Source organism: Rhizobium sp. RAF36, assembly GCF_052114105.1.
Classification (GTDB): domain Bacteria; phylum Pseudomonadota; class Alphaproteobacteria; order Rhizobiales; family Rhizobiaceae; genus Rhizobium.
Map to the genome: position 1 here is coordinate 406642 of NZ_JBFREC010000005.1, position 17123 is coordinate 423764.

Below are 17123 nucleotides of genomic sequence, written 5' to 3' on the forward strand. Positions count from 1 at the left end.
CTCGGTCTTTAAGAGAGCCGGGCGATAACACGCGAAAGGCGGGCCTTCAACCGCTGCCAGAGGCCCTCAGGCTTCGCGCGGCGCAAGGCCGCATCGAAAAGCCTGCCGTAATCGCCGAGCTTTTCCGCCCGGTCTGTGCCGTTGACGATGCGCCTGGCGTTCACCCAGTCGTCCTTCTCGCCGTTCAGATGGTCGGCCAGCCGGTGCTTGGTGAAGCTGCCTGCGATCATACCCTCGATGAGGATCTTCACCGCCGTGCCCATCTCCATAGCCCGGTCAGGCGCGGCCACCAGATCGATGCCGGTCAAAAGGCTCATCGCCTCGTAATTCCGCTTGTGCGTCAGCTGCACCAGCCCGCGCCCCAGCCAGCTCTTGCCGTCCTCGTCGGGCAGCCAGTAGACCGTCTTCACCCAGGAAAGCTTGCCCGCCGCATAGGCCCGATCGAGGATTTCGATCGCCCTCTCGTCGCTTCCGGCCAGCGTCTCGCGCACCGGCTGCATCGTGTAGGCCGTCTCGTGAAAGGCGGTTGCCAGGATATAGGCCAGCCAGCGCCGGTCGTCGTCCGCATGGCGCGCCTGCCAATAGTCGAGGATTGCGCTCATGCCCTCTACCTGCGGCTGCTGCAGCGTGCCCTTGAACAGGCTGGCGCGCACCTCGTCGAAGAAAATCCTGCGGTCCATGTGGATAACCCTGAAAATCGTCGCGGCCCTAATCGATTAAAATAATTTCAATCGTTTAAAGCGTTTAAGCCCCTGATTTACAGCCTATTTGAGCTGTGTCATGCATTCCTCATATTGCCTGTGCAGCCGGAGAGGAGACCGATGCAGACGCCCGCCAACACCCAGACCACCATTCCCCAGCACCTCGTCGACCAGATGGAAAACGAGTGGCGCCAGATCCGGCCGACTCGCGAGCCACCGCGTCCGGCCGAGCCGCCGAAGCAGCGATAAACCGCCGCGGCGCGAAAGGCGAGCGGCGAAGCGTCATATACCCCTGACCCGCGGTTCGCCGCCTCCTTCGAGCATCAGCGCCGTCAGCGCCCAGATCAGCGCATCCAGCCGGTCGGGCGAGCGGCCGTTCGAAAGTCCGTCCGGGCCGAAATCACACATCTGGTCCTCCAGCGCCGTAAAGCGCCCGGCATGGGCCACCCGCCCCTGCTCGTAGAGGGCCGCCACCGGCTCCGCCCGCAAAAACTTTCCGCGCGTCGCCCTCACCGTCGAAACCGGCAGCGAGGCATCGATGCTGCGCAGCATGGCGCAAACCATATCGCCGCCCTGGTTGATCTCGGCGATCACCCGGTCGGCGCCGAAGCGATGATAGGCGCGCACCACCGCACCCGCCCAGCCCGCCGGGCTCGCACCCTCGACCGAGCAATCGGCCAGCACCACCGCCCGCCCCGAGGTCTCGACTCCCGCCACGACAATGCCGCAACAGGATTGCGTGCCGGCCGTTGCCGGCGGATCGACCGCGACGACGATGCGCCGCAGCGTTCCGGTAAAACGGATCGCCAGCGCCTCGATCTGGCCGCGCTTCCACAGCGCGTCCTCGCGGTCCTCGATCAGCTCGCCATCCAGCTCCTGCCGCCCCAGCCGCGTGCCGCCATAGCGCGCCGCAAGCGCGTCGATGAAACCCGGCGCCAGATTGGCGCGGTTGGCCAGCGTGCTGATCCGCGTCAGCCGCGTCCCCTCGTCTGCCATCAGCGCCTTCAACAGCGGCACCGGCCGCGGCGTCGTCGTCACCAGCTGTTGCGGCCGGTTGCCGAGCCGCAGGCCGAACTGCAGCATGTCGAAGGTCTCCTGCCCGTGCTTCCATTTTGCCAGCTCATCGCACCAGGCCATGTGAAACTGCGGCCCGCGCAAGCTCTCCGGATCCTCGGAGGAAAACACCTGCGCCACCGCGCCATTCGGCCAGACCAGCCGCCGCCTCGAAATCTTGAATTCCGGCCGGTTTCGCCGGGCGATCCTGCAGATCCCGGAAATGCCGTCGATCATCACCTCGCGCGCATCGCCGAGCGTCTCCGCCACCAGCGCGATCCGCAAATCCGAGCGCTGCCCGGCACTCGCCACCGCATGCACCCATTCCGCTCCCGCCCGTGTCTTGCCGGAGCCGCGTCCGCCAAGCAGCAACCACGTCCGCCAATCGCCCTCCGGCGGCTTCTGCTCCAGCCGGCCCGTCAGCTGCCAGTCCCTGAGCGCCGCGGGAAAGCCCGATATCAGCCGCTCGCCGATGAAATCGAGTTTCTGCAGCGCCGAAAGACCGGCATCGAGCTCCATCGGCCAGGCTCCTAACTCTGCAGACGCATCCGAAAGCGCCTCAGCCGCCAGCCGCCCGGCACCAATAGTCTCCCGCGCTGCCTCATGCTCCGCGCCAAGCACCACCAAGCCGCGGTGCAGCCTCTCGGCCGCCGACATCGCACCGGCCATCGCCGCCTTCAGCCGCTTTTCCTCCGCCTGGCGTTTCTGCCGCGCCGAGGCCATCCGCACCGTCTGCCCTGGCCGCGGAAATCCCGTCATCCCGGTTCGCCTCCCCGCCCGCCTGCAAGTCCCTCATCCTGGCGGCAACGATCACAGCCGCCTTCTCCTCGGCACGCTGCTCGATGATCTCCAGCAACTGCCGCTTGGCCGCCGCATAGCCTTCGACCTGCTCGCGGCTTTCCATCTCGATTTCCCGGTCGCGGGCCAGCTGGCGCTGCAGCTGGTCGATCTTCTCCAGCGTACGGACGATCAGCCCCATGGCATCAACAGCCGCCTTCAGATCCGCCCGCGCCAGCTTGCCCGCCGCCTCGTCGCCACCGTCAGCGGCAATTTCGGCGCCCTTGCGCAGCTCGACGAAGGCGGCAAACTGCTCCCGCATCTCCGCCGTCATCTGGTTCAGCATCACCCGGAGCTCATCGCCCGGCAAAACCTCCGACTTGGTCTCCAGCCGACAGGCGGCCACCGCATCCCGCGCCCGCTGATCGCTCCAACCGCCGCCGCTCTCCAGAGACTGCGCCCCGGAATAGACACGCCGCTCCGGCCAGAAGCCGCAAAGCTCCGCCACAAAACCGTCACCGATCATCGAAAAATCTCCGCCGCAAAACTTCGGACATAAAAAAACCGGACCAAATGCCCGGTCTTGCATGCTGATGCTGAAGGCGAGCCCCACCCACTTCCCTCATTCCTGTGCTCGTCACAGGAATCCAGCCACGGCGCGTCCGCGCCGTGAATGACTCTTTGCTTTATAAAGAAGGTCTCCCGCGCCCATAGACATGTGCGCACTGGATTCCTGTGGCAAGCACAGGAATGAGGGAGCGGCTAAGCGTCACCAATTCAGTGACCAACCCCGAAAGCCACCGCGTCACCGCGCCGCAACTTTCCGACTATGCCATAACCCTACCAAACCACCGTGACGCCGTCAAGGATTATTTTCCTATAATTTCAAAAACCAGACCGAACCGCACCCCGCGAGGACGCCCGCAAACAAGCGTAGCTTAAGAACGTGAGAAAAACCTGTGGAGATCGCGGCACTAGCCTTGTGTAAGCAATAAGCAACGCTTGCCCGACTCAGAGGTCTCGGCAAACGTGAAAGGCGACGGTTAGCTACAACCGTCGCCTCAACCGAAACAAGCGATAGAACCGCTTGGTTTGTGATCACGTCCTCAAGTTACGCGTTACGCGATTCACGTCAAGCGTTTCCTCGATTTTACACAGGAAACCAAAATGCCAACAGATCACCAAATAACTTGCATAATCCCAGATGAGAATGATGCGGACCGGCGGATCGACAGCGTAGGCGGCGCGACCGGATCTGAGAGTGGTGGAGCTTGGTGTATCAAGCTTGATGTTGCTATTGCCGGAATAGAGGACGGGCGGTGGCGCTTCTGGACAAAAGCCAATGGAAAATCGGTTTGGGTGGTCATTGCAACACGCAATGGCCGCAAATACTTGAGAACCGAAGCCGATGGTGCGGAACCGAATAACTTATTGAGCCTTGCCAGCTGTCGATAGGCGTCTGGCTTCTCGCACTTCGTTGGTCAGCGCCACAACACCGAGTAGCGCTGACTAATGCCTCACAGCAATTTAAAATTATGGCGTGCATTAATATTTTCTAATACACTGAAATCCCTCCACAATCCCCCATCTTAACCACCTTCCTGAACCCTTCCTCAACCTCCCCGGCGCCAACTGAACCGAACCCTATTCAGGCGGCACCATCATGAGCGGCATCCAGATCCGGCTTGCGGAAATCATCGAGGCGCTCAGCAAGGCGCTCGATCTCACCGAGGGACAGCCGCCCGGCCATTGCATCCGCGCCTGCTATATCGGCACCCATATCGGCCGCGAGCTCGGTCTGCCCGACAGCGCCCTGCAGGATCTCTATTACACGCTGCTCCTGAAAGACCTCGGCTGCAGCAGCAATGCGGCGCGCATCTGCGAGATCTATCTGGCCGACGATCTCGCCTTCAAACGCGACTTCAAGCTCGTCGATGGCAGCCTCGGCCAGGTGCTGCGCTTCGTCATCGGCCATACCGGCATGCAGGCCGGCCTTGCCGAACGTTTCCGCGGCATCCTGAATATCCTGCAGAATGGCGGCGAGATCGTCACCGACCTGATCCAGACGCGCTGTCAGCGCGGCGCCGAAATCGCCCGGATGATGCGATTTTCCGAAGATGTCGCCAACGGCATTCTCGGCCTCGACGAACACTGGAATGGCGGCGGCCGGCCGATCGGCCTCTCGGGCACCGAAATCCCGCTATTCTCGCGCATCGCGCTGCTCTCGCAGATCGCCGATATCTTCCAGGCAAGCGGCGGCCCGGAGGCCTCCAAGGCCGAGATCGCCAAACGGTCCGGCACCTGGTTCGATCCCGATCTCTGCGCCGCCTTCGGCCGCGTTGCCGCCCGCCCTGACTTCTGGCAGGTGCTCGCGTCCGATCAGCTGGAAGAGGTCGTGCTCAGCAGCGAGCCCGGCCAGCAGGCGATCATGGCCGACGACAATTATCTCGACGATATCGCCGCCGCCTTCGCCAAGGTGATCGACGCGAAAAGCCCTTATACCTCCGGCCATAGCGATCGCGTCGCGCTGTTCACCGATCTGATCGCCGAAGAGATGGGCATCGATGCCGAGGGGCGCCGCTTCCTGAAACGCGCCGCCCTGCTTCACGATATCGGCAAGCTCGGCGTCTCCAATTCCGTGCTCGACAAGCCGGGCAAGCTGGAGGGCGAGGAATGGGTGCAGATGAAGCGCCATTCGGAATTTTCCGAGCTCATCCTGTCGCGCATCCATGCCTTTTCCGATGCCGCTATTATCGGCGGCGCCCATCACGAGCGGCTCGACGGCAAGGGCTATCCGCGCGGCTTGACCGCCGAAGCCATCCCCATGGAAGTCCGCATCGTCTCCACCGCCGATGTCTTCGACGCGCTCACCGCCGACCGCCCCTACCGGTCCGCAATGCCGATCTCGAAGGCGCTGTCGATCCTCTGGGAAGGGGCCGGCCAGAGCCACGATCCCGTCTGTATCGAAGCGCTCGAACGGGCACTCGACCGCACCGCCATCGAGAAGAAGGCGGCTGCTTGATCTGGCCCCGCGCTTGGGCCATCTGATCTTCCATGCTACAATCCGGCATGGACCGGGAGCAGCTGGCAGCCTTCGCGCTTTCCCTACCGGAAACGGCCGAAAGCGCCCATTTCGGCACACGCGATTTTCGCGTGCGCGGCAAGATTTTCCTGACCTTTCCGGATCAGGATTACTGCGTCGTCCGCCTGACACCCGACCAGCAGAAACTCACCCTCGAAGTCGCCCCAAAGGAGACGCTCGCCGTCCCCGGCGGCTGGGGCGAACGCGGCTCCACCCGCCTCTACAACGCCATTGCCGACGACAGCCTCACCCGCGATCTGGTGCGCAAGGCCTGGCTGAACGTGGCGCCGAAGGGGTTGCATGGGCTGCTGGATGGGTAGGCCTTGCTTCCAAGCCGAATGGCGCCCAAACTTTCCCTAGGATGACGCGGAATAGACTAATGAAAACCATGGATATTGCGGACGCACAACATGATCTTCCCTGCCAGGTCGAGGCCGTACGTCTTGGCGAATTCGTCACGATTACTGACGGGGGAAAGCCAGTGGCGGTGCTTGTTAGTGTTTCAGCGGCAGAGAAGATTCGCACGCCAGAAAAACCGCACAGAGCCAGTTTCGCGGCATTCCTTAGAACATTTCCTGGCCCGGATGTAGCCTTCGCTCGTGATGAAGGCTCATAGCATTATGGCGATCAGAAAAAGCTGCGCGCTGACCGCCAGCCCTGCATTTCAAAGCGCGCTTATGTCTTCTCGTCGAAGGTGGCGCCTTGGTAGCGGCAGCCTAGCCTAGCGCCCCAAACCCATTGCAATTGGCTTTGATGACAGCAACCCGAGGAAACTGCCTGCCGTTGCCACGCTGTTTTGACGGTTAAGTGGAGTTTCGTGGCCGTTGCGAATGTCGGTCTCGATAGCGAAACGCTCTTGCTCGGTCTTCGCAAGAAAATGGAGATGCAGTTCGTTGCCTCCGAGGTTCATGGCCTGCCAAATCTTGTCATTAAGGTGTTCGTCCATTCGCCGAGCGGTGTCGGACGTCTGACCGATGTAAAGTGGGCGGGCCATCCCATTAGCTTCTCGTCTCACCATCACATAGACGGACGACTGATCAATGTGCGACGCAAGCAGCGGAAACACCGTCGTAATCCACCATTGACCAGATGCTCCCTGCCAATGGTGGAAGTGGGGCTCAGGTGAGGAGTTCAACTGCCCGAGAAGGCCAAAGATGCCTGTTGCCATGTTTTGCTCCGCTGGGAATTTGCACCTACGCCGCAATCATGACAGAACATTTCAGAAACGCAATAGTGTATGCTATTGAAACTTGCATACTATATATTGATTTACGTCTCACCGATACCCCGCCGCATCCGCATCCTTCCCCGTCTCCACCACCTCGTCCATGTAGCGCCAGCAGTCCGGCCGCGATCCGTCGACATCGTCGAAGCCATAGAGCTTCGCCAGTCCGCCGCTCGACAGCGACTGCCCGTTGAACCGCGCCTTCTCCGGATCGCCAGCCAGCGCCGCCACCGCCCGGCCGGTGAAGCGCGGGGTTTCGGAGATCACGAAATGCGCAGGCGCGATGCTGCTGTCGCGCCAGGTCTCCTCGGTCACCCCGTAGATCTCCAGCATCATTTCCGAGCGCATCCAGCCGGGCGTCAGCGAAACCGCGGTGCAGCCGTGCTTTTCCAGGTCCCTGCCATGCGCCCAGGCCATGCGGATCACGCCTGTCTTGACGAGGTCGTAATAGGGGTTCAGCCGATAATGCGCGGCGTTGTAGTCGGCCGTGCCATCAGTCATCTCCACCAGCAGTCCGCCCGGCCTTTCGATCAGCAGCGGCAGGGCGTAGTGGGCGGTGATGAGATGCGTGTCGATCGCCAGCCGCAGCATGCGCAGGCCGTTTTCCAGCGAGTGTTCCCAGACCGGCTTGTCCCATTCCGTCAGGTGCTCGCCGCCCCAGATATCGCTGACGAGAATATCCAGCCTGCCCTCGTCCGTGCGGATCCGCCCCACCAGCGCCTCCACCTCGGACGCCACCAGATGGTCGACGCGCAGGGCTATCCCCCGGCCGCCCACTGCCGTCACCATCTCCGCCGTCTCTTCGATCGTCTCCGGCCGGTCGTATTCCGAGCGCTGCTTTCGTGTCGAGCGGCCGGTCACATAGACGGTCGTCCCGGCAGCACCAAGCTCGATGGCAATCCCCCGCCCGGCGCCGCGCGTCCCGCCGGCCACCAGCGCCACCTTTCCTGTCAGATCCGCTGTCATAACCAAATCCTCCACGCTAGAACCAAAATCCGCCCGCATCTCCCAGCAGGCAATTGATTATAAACGAACGTTCGTTCATATTTGTATCGAACGCAAGAGGAAATGCAATGCCGCGCACCCGCACCCTTCAGGACGAGCAGCTTCTGGAGATGGTTCTCGCCCTCATCCATGACGAGGGGCCGGATGCGGCCAGCTTCGGCGCGGTGGCCAAGGTCAGCGGCCTTTCCGGCTCCACCCTCGTCCAGCGCTTCGGCACCAAGGCGGCGATGCTGCGGGCGGCACTCATGCATGCCTGGGATGGGCTGGATGCCGAAACCGCAAAGCTTGCCGCGTCTTCGGAAAAGACCCCTGGCGGCGCCGTCGCCCTGCTCACTGGCCTGTCGCAGGATTACGGCGAGGACGCGGCCGCCTATGCTCAGGGCCTCCTCGTGCTGCGCGAAGATTTCCGCGATCCGCTGCTCCGTGCCCGGGGTGCAGCCTGGGCCAAGGCGCTGACGGAGGCCCTCGCCGAATGCCTCTCCGCCGCGCCGGATCCCGCAACCTCGGCCCGGCTGATGCTGTCGCAATGGCAGGGCTCACTGCTCTGGTGGGGCTTCACCGCCGAAGGCCGTGCTGCCGACTATGTGGAGCGGGAGCTGCGGCTGTTTCTCGGGGTGCTTGATCTGAAAGCGCTAGTCTGATCGTCACATCTCGCCTGCGGCATCGGCACGCCGCGCGTCGGCAAACCGGGCCACTCCGGCAATGGCGATGGCGGCGATGATCAGGCCTGCCGCGACGGCAAATGTCAGCCGCATGCCTGTTGCAATGACATCGGGCGCCGCCGCCGCGGCATCCGCACCGCCAAGCGCTGCGGCAAAGATCGCCCCCATCACCGATGCGCCGGTGATCAGGCCGAGATTGCGCGAGAGACCCAGCATGCCGGAGATGACGCCACGCTGCCCCGCTGCCACACCGGTCATCACCATCGTGTTGTTGGCCGCCTGAAACAGCTGATAGCCCGGCGTCAGCACCGCGATCCCGGCAATGTAGCCGGCAAGACCCGGCAGAGCGCAGAGCGCCAGTGCCCCGGCTGCCATCGCCGCCAACCCTGCTATCACCATGTTTCCGGCACCAAGGCGGTCGACGATCCGCCCGCCCAGAACGCCGCTCACCGTCGAGATCAGCGGGCCGATCGACATGACCGCCCCCGTCATCGCCGTATCGAGCCCCAGGCCGCGCGACAGGTAGAACGGCCCGACCACCAGCGTCGTCATCATCACCGTCGCCACGCAGAGATTGATCGCAAGGCTGGGCGCCAGCACCGGATCGCGCAGCATCACTGGCCGAAACAGCGGCGACTTCACCCTCGCTTCGGCCAACAGGAACGCACCCGTTCCAGCCGCGGCCGCCGCCAGCAGCCCGGCCTGCAACATGCCGAAGCTGCCGCGGCCGATGGTCATCGCCAGTGCATAGGCAACCAGTACCAGTGCCAGAAGCAGCGTACCGGCCAGATCGAAGCCCTGGCGCGGCGCCGGATTGCTTTTCTCCCCGTCCCGCAGGCAATGGCGGGCGAGCAGGAAGGCCAGCAAACCGAGCGGCACGGTGACGAGGAAGATCGCCCGCCAGCCGGCCAGCGCAATCAGCACACCGCCGAGCGAAGGACCGAGCGCCGTCCCGATCGCCGACATGGTCCCGAGCAGCCCCATCGCCCGGCCGGTCTTTTCCTTCGGCACCGCCTCGCCCACCATGGCAATGGCAAGCGCCATCATCACCGCTGCGCCCAGCCCCTGCAGCGTGCGGGCGGCGATCAGAACCCAGAGCGCCGGCGCCAGTCCGCAAAGCGCCGATGCCGCGGTGGAAAGCAGGATACCCGCCATCAGCAGGCGGCGCCGCCCGATCAGGTCGCCGAGCCGTCCGGCGCTGACGATCAGCGCCGTCATCGCCAGCAAATAGGCGATCACCACCCACTGAACCTGCTGGAAACTGGCTGAAAACGCCTGCGCCAGCACCGGCAGACCGACATTGGCAATGCTGGTGCCGAGCGAGGAAAGAAGCAGCGCGAGCGACAGGCTCGCCAGCGCTCCCCGCACCGGCGCCGCAGCGATTGGCGCCACATCGGAGGTGGTGGGTCGAAGGGGGATGGTCATGCAAAGCACTCCGTTCTCAAATGCTCCTGAAGAGGAGCCGAGAGAAGCCTAGCGCCACCGGAGATATGGCGGAATACGCATCATTTGCATTTCATTCGTGCATAGAACGCCATATCATCGCGATCGCCAACCGGAGGCACCATGACCAAGCCCGATCTCAACCTCCTCTATACGCTCGATGTTCTGCTGGCCGAAGGCAGCGTGGCGCGCGCCGCCCGGCGCCTGCGGCTCAGCCCTTCGGCGATGAGCCGGGCGCTGGCGCGGCTTCGCGAAACCGTCGGCGATCCGCTTCTCGTGCGCGCCGGGCGCGGTCTGGTGCCGACGCCGCGGGCGCTCGAGCTGCGCGAGCGGGTCAGCCATCTGCGTGAAGAGGCCGAGACGCTGCTGCGGCCGGCCGAAGCCTTCGACCTGTCGCAGCTCAAGCGCACCTTCGTGCTGCGCAACCGCGATGGTTTCGTCGAGAATTTCGGCCCGGCCCTGATCCGCCTCGCCGCAGAGCGCGCGCCCGGCGTCCGGCTGCGCTTCCTGCCGAAGCAGGACAAGGACAGCGCCTCCCTGCGCGATGGCGAAGCCGATCTCGAAACCGGCGTCATCGGCGAGACGACCGGCCCGGAAATCCGCGCCCAGGCATTGTTTCACGATCGCTTCATCGGCGTCGTCGGGGCGGACCACCCGCTTTCGAAAGGTGCGATGACCGCCGCCCGCTATGCCGGAGGCCGCCATATCCAGATTTCCCGCCGCGGGCTGGAGGGCGGACCCGTCGATACGGCCCTCCGGGCGATCGGGCTGGCACGGGAGATCGTCACCGCCGTCGGCAGCTTTTCCGAAGCGCTGGCGCTGGCGCGCGCCTCGGACCTGATCGCCAGCGTGCCCGAGCGCTATACTGGCAACCTGCGCGCCGGTCTCCACAGCTTCGCGCTTCCCTTCGCCGCGCCGGAGATCACCATCTCGCTGCTCTGGCATCCCAGGATGGATGCCGATCCGGCGCATCGCTGGCTGCGCGGCTGCGTTCGCGAGATCTGCGCCTGACGGGGACCCATGCCCAAATTTATCTAGGGTCTCCTGCGAGTTCTTATCGTTTGTGACGATGCGCCCGGCCGCGTTATCGACCGCGTGCCGGCCCATTTTGCCGGCGCATATCAAGGAGCCGCCCCGTGAATATGAGACACTGCGTTATTGCACTTTCCCTATCGGCAACCCCGCTTCATGCCGCGGAATTGACGGACAAAGCCTTTCAGGCGCTGGCAGACGACGCTTTCCAGCCCATCATCAAGCAATTTGATATTCCGGGGCTCGCCATCGGCATTTCGGTCAACGGAAAGCAGTTCTATTACAGCTATGGCGAGGCCTCGCGCGAAGCGAAGACGCCAGTCACGCCGGATACGATCTTCGAGCTCGGCTCAGTCAGCAAAATTTTTAATGTGACGCTGGCAGCGCTCGCCGAACAGCGCGGTGTCATTTCGCTTTCGCAACCTGTTTCCACCTATCTGCCGGAACTAAAGGGCAGCGCCTTCGACAAGATCACCCTCGTCAATCTCGCCACCCACACATCAGGCGGCCTGCCGCTGCAGGTTCCTGACAGCGTCACCAACGACGCGGAACTGACGGCCTATCTCAAGAGCTGGAAACCGCCCTACAAGCCGGGCACGATGCGCTCCTATTCGAATGTCAGCATCGGCCTGCTCGGCCGCATCGCCGGCCAGCGCCTCGAAGGCAGCTATCGCGCGGCCGCGGAGAAAGACCTCTTCCCGGCGCTCGGCCTGAAGAGCACCTTCATCTCTGTTCCAGAAGCCGCCGCAGACCGCTACGCCTTCGGCTACTCCAAGGATAACCGCCCGATCCGCGTCAACCCGGGCGTTCTCGAAGAGGAAGCCTACGGCATCAAATCGACGCCGCGCGACATGCTGCACATGCTCGAACTGAACCTTGATCAGGCCGCCCTCGCCCCTGATCTCGCCGCGGCGATCCGCAAGACCCATACCGGCTATTTCGAAACCGCCTCGTTCACGCAGGACATGATCTGGGAACAGTATCCGTGGCCGGTGAAGCTCGACCGTCTCTTGGCAGGCAATGCCCCTGAGATGGTCATGAACAGCCAGCCGGTGAAGCAACTGGCAAAGCCGCTTGAGCCCCAAAACGCTGTCCTGCTCAACAAGACAGGCGCAACCAACGGCTTCGGCACCTATATTATGCTGGTCCCCAAGACCCGGACGGCGCTCGTGGTGATCGCCAACCGCAACTATCCCAACACGGCGCGCGCAGAAGCGGGGCTGAAAATGCTTGAAGCGCTAAAGCCTTATACGGCCAAGTAAAAAAGCAGTGCGAGGCGCGGCCCCTATTCCGGCCGCTCCTTCGCGTCGTTGCCCACCGTCAGCGGCCAGTCGACCACGTAATCCTCCAGCGCCTCGGGGTCGATCTCCGTCTCGCTGATCGTCCGTCCCCTGGCGGAAATGCCGGCCTGGTGCACGGTTTCGGGGTCGCCCGAAACCAGCGGGTGCCACCAGTAGAGGTCCTCGCCCTCATTGATCAGCCGGTAGCCGCAGGTCGGCGGCAGCCAGGCGATCTCAGGAACGTTTTCCTTGGTCAGCTGCACGCAATCGGGCACGAAATCCCAGCGCTTCTCGTAGTTCGAGCACCGACAGCTCTCGCCATCCAGCAGCTTGCAGGCAACCGAGGTGAAGTAGATGTCGCCCGAGTCCCACTCCTCGAGCTTGTTCAGACAACAGAGCCCGCATCCATCGCAGATGCTTTCCCATTCTGCCTTCGTCATCTCGGGCAGCGTCTTGCGCTTCCAGAAGGGTGTGTCTTCCATCATTTCGTTTCTGCAACAGCGGCCCCGCAAATTCGCGTGAGGCAGACTGCGTCTCTTGTTATCACCGGGCAAATCAATCAAACATTCAGCATGCTTCGTTTATCGAAGAGCGCAATGCCGAATGAGGCTGTTGCTCTGACGCCTGGGGGGCCAGCCGTCAAGCGCGATCGGGCGGGAAGTGAAGAACGTGCAGGATCCTGATACTCCGGAAAAGAAGCCGAAGAAGAGCAGGCACCTTCTGCTGAAGATCGATTCCTGGATCGATTCGACGGTCTGGAACGCCGGTTTCCGCTCTGCCGAAATCTGGGAAGACATCACCATCTTCTTCCGCCGCTTCCGCGTTCGCGGCTGGAAGCGCATCGTCTTCGAACTCGGCGGCGAAGGCTTGACGCTCGGCTCCGTCGGCGCCGTCTTGATGCTGGCGCTGGCCCAGCCCGCCTTCGAGGCGACCAAGGAAGACTGGCGCAATCGCGGCGATTTCGCCGTCACCTTCACCGACCGCTACGGCAATGTCATCGGCCATCGCGGCGTCATCCACCAGAACTCGGTTCCGATCGACGAGCTGCCCGACAGCCTGATCAAATCGGTGCTGGCGACCGAAGACCGCCGCTTCTTCGACCATTTCGGCATCGACGTCATCGGCCTGTTCCGGGCGCTGGTCACCAATGCGCAGGCCGGCGAAGTCGTCCAGGGCGGCTCGACGCTGACGCAGCAGCTGGCGAAGAACCTGTTTCTCTCCAACGAGCGCTCGATCGACCGCAAGATCACCGAAGCCTTCCTGGCGCTGTGGCTGGAGGCCAATCTCTCCAAGAAGGAAATCCTCTCCACCTATCTCGACCGCGCCTATATGGGCGGCGGCACGTTCGGTGCGGCGGCGGCCTCGCAATTCTATTTCGGCAAGAGCATCACCGATGTGAACCTGGCCGAAAGCGCCATGCTCGCCGGTCTCTTCAAGGCGCCGGCGAAATATGCCCCGCATGTCAATCTTCCGGCGGCGCGCGCCCGTGCCAACGAGGTGCTCACCAATCTCGTCCAGAGCGGGTTGATGACCGAGGGACAGGTGATCGCCGCGCGGCGCAATCCGGCCACCGCCATCGACCGCAACGAGCAGGAGGCGCCCGACTTCTTCCTCGACTGGGCCTTCGACGAGGTGCAGCGGCTGGCCTCGCGCTTCCACCAGCATTCGCTCGTGGTCCGCACCACCATCGACATGGGCATCCAGCAGGCGGCCGAGGATTCGGTCGAGACGTCGCTGCGCGAATATGGCGAGAGCTATCACGCCAAGCAGGGCGCGATGGTGATGATCGAAAACGGCGGTGCGGTGCGCGCCATGGTCGGCGGCCGGGATTATGGCGAAAGCCAGTTTAACCGCGCCACCAAGGCGCTGCGCCAGCCGGGCTCGTCCTTCAAGGTCTACACCTATTCGGTGGCCATGGAGAGCGGCATGACGCCGAAGACGACGATCATCGACGCGCCGATCTCCTGGGGCAACTGGAGCCCGCACAATTACGAAAACCGCTATGCCGGGCGCGTGACGCTGGAAACGGCGATCGCCCAGTCGATCAACACCATTCCCGTGCGTCTCGCCAAGGAAAAGCTCGGCATCCAGCCGATCCGCGCCATGGCGAAAGCGATGGGCGTGGAATCGCCGGTGCGTGACGACGTGACGATCCCGATCGGCACCTCCGAAGTCACCGTCCTCGACCAGGCGACGGCTTATGCAGTCTTCCCGGCGGGCGGCTATCAGTCGCGGCGCCACGGCATCACCCAGATCCTCGATTACGACGGCGACGTGCTCTACGACTTCGACCGCGACGAGCCGCCGGCCAAGCGGGTGCTGTCCGAAAAGGCCGATGACGAAATGAACCAGATGCTGAGCCGCATCCCCTATGTCGGCACCGCCCGCAAGGCCGCCCTCGACAACGGCATCGTCACCGCCGGCAAGACGGGGACGACCCAGGCCTATCGCGACGCCTGGTTCGTCGGCTTCACCGGCAATTACACGACCGCCGTCTGGTTCGGCAACGACGACTATACCTCGACCAACAACATGACCGGCGGCTCGCTGCCCGCCATGACCTTCAAGCGCGCCATGGACTACGCCCACCAGGGCGTCGTGCTGCGCCCGATCCCCGGCATCGAAAACCCGCTACCCTCCCCCAAGGACGCCGCCAAAACCGCCGCCGCCAAACCCGCCGACGGCATCCCCCAGCTGGTGCGCCCGCGCATGCTGTCAGCCGAAAGCACGAAGATCCTCAAGGACCTCGGCGAGAAGCTGAAGGACGCAGCGCCGCTGGAAGCGCAGAAGGTGGCGAGTGTGGAGTGATTGGGGTGGAGCGCTAGACGTGTCTGCCAATTTTCTCAGAATCTATAAAGACTTACGGCGCCTGGAGCCCCTCACCCTGCCCTCGCCCCGAGGGTAGAGGGGAAGTCGGGCAAGCCGCAAACTCCTTTTCCCTTCTCCGCTTGGGGAGAAGGCGCCCGAAGGGCGGATGAGGGGGCCGCAGGCACCAGATTTCCTATCCTGCAAATCCTCAGGCCGCATGCGGCATGATCGAAGACAGGTCAGCACCAATCTCCCGTCTGCGCTCCATCAGGTCGTAGTCGGTCTGCAAGCCCAGGAAGAAGCCTTCGGAGAGACCGAAATAGCGGGCCAGACGCAGGTCCGTGTCCGCCGTCACGGTGCGCTTCCCCAGAACGATCTCGTTGATCCGCCGTGGCGGCACGTGAATGGCGCGCGCCAATGCGTTCTGGCTGATCTCCATCGGCTTCAGGAAGTCCTCCAGCAGGATCTCGCCGGGATGCGGGTTGGGGAGAAGCCCTGCCTCATCCATGGTAGTCGACGATTTCGACATTATGTACCGCTCCTTCCTGCCAGCGGAAGCAGATGCGCCACTGGTCGTTTATGCGAATGGAATATTGCCCGCGCCTGTTGCCTTTCAGCGCTTCGAGGCGGTTTCCGGGCGGGATGCGGAGGTCATCCAGCGCCTTCGCGCTGTTGATGAGACGCAACTTCCGCAAGGCGACCGGCTGGATATCCGCGGGCAGTTTCCGGCTGCGCTCGCCGCCCCAGATTCCTTCGGTTTCAGCGTCGGCAAAGCTTCTGATCATCCGACAAACATAACGCATAGCGTTATATAACGCAATGCGTTATGCCCCGTTGAGTGGCTAAGACCACGACCTCCACCATTCCACCCCGCCAGAATCAGTGCTAACCCTTTCATCTGATTTGATCTCAAGGGCCGGCAGTGTTTCGATTCCCGCTATTTATCGCGATTACGCTGATCGTCGCTTTCGGCGGCGGGATCATGGTTTCGCGGTATGCGCTGGATGTGACGCAGGGGTTCGGCGCCATCAAGCTTGGCGCTTGGGAAGCCTTTCCGGAGCTGCAGACTGCCGATGCCGATCCTTACGCGAAATCGCACCGGGCGCGCGCCGGGAAGCTGCTTTATGGCAGCGCCGAGGGGCTGACATTCACGGCTGGTGTCGATGACCATGGCGACCGGCTGAATGCCGGATGCAGCTACCGGATCAGCGGGCAGACGCCGGCAGCACGGCTCTGGACGCTCTATACATCAGACAATAGCGGCAATCCCGCCTCGGTTCGCCCCGGCCTGCCCGGCGCGCTGAATTCCTGGACCGTTCTGCGCCAGACCGACAGCAGCTTCGTCATCGACGTTTCCGCCAGCGCCCGGCCCGGCAACTGGCTGGCGCTTCCGGCGGCCGGCACCTTCCGGCTGGTGCTGACATTGTTCGACACACCGACGGCCGGAAGCTCCGGGGTTATCGATCTGGCGATGCCGAAGCTCGAGAAGACCGGGTGCGGCAATGCTTAGGATCGTCTTTGCCATCATCACCGGCCTGTTCGGCGCCGCCCTGCTGCATCTGGTCATCATCCTGGCGCTGCCGCATTTCACCGGCAAGGATGCCGAGACGCGGGTGATTGCCGAAGGCGATCCGAACAATTTCTATCTGCTGTCATCGACCTATGACGATGCCGGGCTGTCGAACAGCGATCCCTTCGTGCGCACCGCCGTCTGCTCCTTCGATCTGGAAGACGGCCCGGTGCGCTTCACCGCCAAGGGCAGCGTGCCCTTCTGGTCGATCGCCGTTTATGACGGCGCCTCGAACGAGGTGTTCAGCATGAATGACAGGACGTCGGTGGGCGGGGCGCTGGATGTGCTGGCGGCAAGCCCGATCAAGCTGACGGAGCTGCGCAAGGCTTTGCCTGCCGATCTGCAGCAGACCATCCTGGTGGAGATGACCCATAGCGAAGGTTACGCGGTGCTGCGCACGCTTGCCCCGCAGGCAAGCTTCGACAACGCGGCAAAGAACTTTCTGACCGAGGCGGGCTGCGAAACCTACGCCAGCGGCAATTGAT

At 63.2% G+C, this 17123-nt stretch carries 20 protein-coding genes; 11 read left to right on the forward strand and 9 right to left on the reverse strand.

What is annotated here, in order from left to right:
* Window positions 1–8 precede the first annotated feature (8 nt).
* Window positions 9–680, reverse strand: a complete 672-nt coding sequence (locus tag AB4Z25_RS20070; protein WP_112540542.1) for a hypothetical protein — start codon at window positions 678–680, stop codon at window positions 9–11.
* 141 nt (window positions 681–821) lie between these two features.
* Here AB4Z25_RS20070 and AB4Z25_RS20075 point away from each other — a divergent pair, with 141 nt between their 5' ends.
* Window positions 822–950, forward strand: coding sequence for a hypothetical protein (locus AB4Z25_RS20075; RefSeq protein WP_442208846.1), 129 nt, complete (start codon window positions 822–824; stop codon window positions 948–950).
* A gap of 33 nt (window positions 951–983) precedes the next feature.
* On the opposite strand, the gene AB4Z25_RS20080 is transcribed toward AB4Z25_RS20075, so the two are convergent.
* Complete coding sequence (locus AB4Z25_RS20080) at window positions 984–2273, reverse strand: DNA-packaging protein (protein ID WP_112540599.1); 1290 nt, start codon at window positions 2271–2273, stop codon at window positions 984–986.
* 82 nt (window positions 2274–2355) lie between these two features.
* Window positions 2356–3057, reverse strand: coding sequence for a hypothetical protein (locus AB4Z25_RS20085; protein WP_112540541.1), 702 nt, complete (start codon window positions 3055–3057; stop codon window positions 2356–2358).
* A 641-nt stretch (window positions 3058–3698) separates the two neighbouring features.
* On the opposite strand from AB4Z25_RS20085, the gene AB4Z25_RS20090 reads away from it, so the two are divergent.
* The 4 genes from AB4Z25_RS20090 (at window position 3699) to AB4Z25_RS20105 (ending at window position 6229) form a co-directional block, all read left to right on the forward strand.
* Window positions 3699–3986 carry a DUF3892 domain-containing protein gene (locus AB4Z25_RS20090; protein WP_112540540.1) on the forward strand — a complete coding sequence of 96 codons (288 nt, stop codon included), beginning with the start codon at window positions 3699–3701 and terminating at the stop codon, window positions 3984–3986.
* Between the two features lie 208 nt (window positions 3987–4194).
* Complete coding sequence (locus AB4Z25_RS20095; RefSeq protein ID WP_112540539.1) at window positions 4195–5553, forward strand: HD-GYP domain-containing protein; 1359 nt, start codon at window positions 4195–4197, stop codon at window positions 5551–5553.
* Between the two features lie 47 nt (window positions 5554–5600).
* Window positions 5601–5933 carry an MmcQ/YjbR family DNA-binding protein gene (locus AB4Z25_RS20100; RefSeq protein WP_112540538.1) on the forward strand — a complete coding sequence of 111 codons (333 nt, stop codon included), beginning with the start codon at window positions 5601–5603 and terminating at the stop codon, window positions 5931–5933.
* Between the two features lie 59 nt (window positions 5934–5992).
* Entirely contained in the window at window positions 5993–6229 is a 237-nt protein-coding gene (locus AB4Z25_RS20105; protein WP_162698832.1) for a type II toxin-antitoxin system prevent-host-death family antitoxin, read from the forward strand.
* A gap of 105 nt (window positions 6230–6334) precedes the next feature.
* Here AB4Z25_RS20105 and AB4Z25_RS20110 read toward each other — a convergent pair whose 3' ends face one another.
* Window positions 6335–6781 (reverse strand): GIY-YIG nuclease family protein, encoded by a 447-nt coding sequence (locus tag AB4Z25_RS20110; RefSeq protein ID WP_112540537.1) that lies wholly within the window; start codon window positions 6779–6781, stop codon window positions 6335–6337.
* Between the two features lie 108 nt (window positions 6782–6889).
* Window positions 6890–7804: an SDR family oxidoreductase gene (locus AB4Z25_RS20115; RefSeq protein ID WP_112540536.1), complete on the reverse strand. Its 915-nt coding sequence runs from the start codon at window positions 7802–7804 to the stop codon at window positions 6890–6892.
* Window positions 7805–7911: 107 nt separating this feature from the next.
* Between AB4Z25_RS20115 and AB4Z25_RS20120 the strand changes: the two genes are divergently transcribed.
* Window positions 7912–8484 carry a TetR family transcriptional regulator gene (locus tag AB4Z25_RS20120; protein WP_112540535.1) on the forward strand — a complete coding sequence of 191 codons (573 nt, stop codon included), beginning with the start codon at window positions 7912–7914 and terminating at the stop codon, window positions 8482–8484.
* 3 nt (window positions 8485–8487) lie between these two features.
* Here AB4Z25_RS20120 and AB4Z25_RS20125 read toward each other — a convergent pair whose 3' ends face one another.
* The gene (locus tag AB4Z25_RS20125) at window positions 8488–9930 is read right to left on the reverse strand and encodes an MFS transporter (RefSeq protein WP_112540534.1); all 1443 of its coding nucleotides are present in this window, start codon (window positions 9928–9930) and stop codon (window positions 8488–8490) included.
* 141 nt (window positions 9931–10071) lie between these two features.
* On the opposite strand from AB4Z25_RS20125, the gene AB4Z25_RS20130 reads away from it, so the two are divergent.
* Together AB4Z25_RS20130 and ampC are read left to right on the forward strand one after the other, a co-directional pair.
* Window positions 10072–10959, forward strand: coding sequence for a LysR family transcriptional regulator (locus AB4Z25_RS20130; RefSeq protein WP_112540533.1), 888 nt, complete (start codon window positions 10072–10074; stop codon window positions 10957–10959).
* Window positions 10960–11090: 131 nt separating this feature from the next.
* Window positions 11091–12242, forward strand: coding sequence for a class C beta-lactamase (gene ampC, locus AB4Z25_RS20135; RefSeq protein ID WP_162698835.1), 1152 nt, complete (start codon window positions 11091–11093; stop codon window positions 12240–12242).
* Window positions 12243–12265: 23 nt separating this feature from the next.
* On the opposite strand, the gene AB4Z25_RS20140 is transcribed toward ampC, so the two are convergent.
* On the reverse strand, window positions 12266–12742 hold the full coding sequence (locus AB4Z25_RS20140) for a YcgN family cysteine cluster protein (protein WP_112390929.1): 477 nt from the start codon (window positions 12740–12742) through the stop codon (window positions 12266–12268).
* 187 nt (window positions 12743–12929) lie between these two features.
* Here AB4Z25_RS20140 and AB4Z25_RS20145 point away from each other — a divergent pair, with 187 nt between their 5' ends.
* On the forward strand, window positions 12930–15068 hold the full coding sequence (locus AB4Z25_RS20145; protein WP_442208847.1) for a transglycosylase domain-containing protein: 2139 nt from the start codon (window positions 12930–12932) through the stop codon (window positions 15066–15068).
* Window positions 15069–15276: 208 nt separating this feature from the next.
* On the opposite strand, the gene AB4Z25_RS20150 is transcribed toward AB4Z25_RS20145, so the two are convergent.
* Window positions 15277–15597: a HigA family addiction module antitoxin gene (locus tag AB4Z25_RS20150; protein ID WP_112540530.1), complete on the reverse strand. Its 321-nt coding sequence runs from the start codon at window positions 15595–15597 to the stop codon at window positions 15277–15279.
* Window positions 15569–15853: a type II toxin-antitoxin system RelE/ParE family toxin gene (locus tag AB4Z25_RS20155; protein WP_112540529.1), complete on the reverse strand. Its 285-nt coding sequence runs from the start codon at window positions 15851–15853 to the stop codon at window positions 15569–15571. The genes AB4Z25_RS20150 and AB4Z25_RS20155 overlap by 29 nt, the downstream gene beginning before the upstream one ends.
* Window positions 15854–15990: 137 nt before the next feature.
* Here AB4Z25_RS20155 and AB4Z25_RS20160 point away from each other — a divergent pair, with 137 nt between their 5' ends.
* Together AB4Z25_RS20160 and AB4Z25_RS20165 are read left to right on the forward strand one after the other, a co-directional pair.
* Window positions 15991–16578, forward strand: a complete 588-nt coding sequence (locus AB4Z25_RS20160) for a DUF1214 domain-containing protein (RefSeq protein WP_112540528.1) — start codon at window positions 15991–15993, stop codon at window positions 16576–16578.
* Window positions 16571–17122 carry a DUF1254 domain-containing protein gene (locus AB4Z25_RS20165; RefSeq protein WP_112540527.1) on the forward strand — a complete coding sequence of 184 codons (552 nt, stop codon included), beginning with the start codon at window positions 16571–16573 and terminating at the stop codon, window positions 17120–17122. Before AB4Z25_RS20160 ends, AB4Z25_RS20165 begins: the two co-directional genes overlap by 8 nt.
* The last annotated feature ends 1 nt before the right edge of the window (window position 17123 follow it).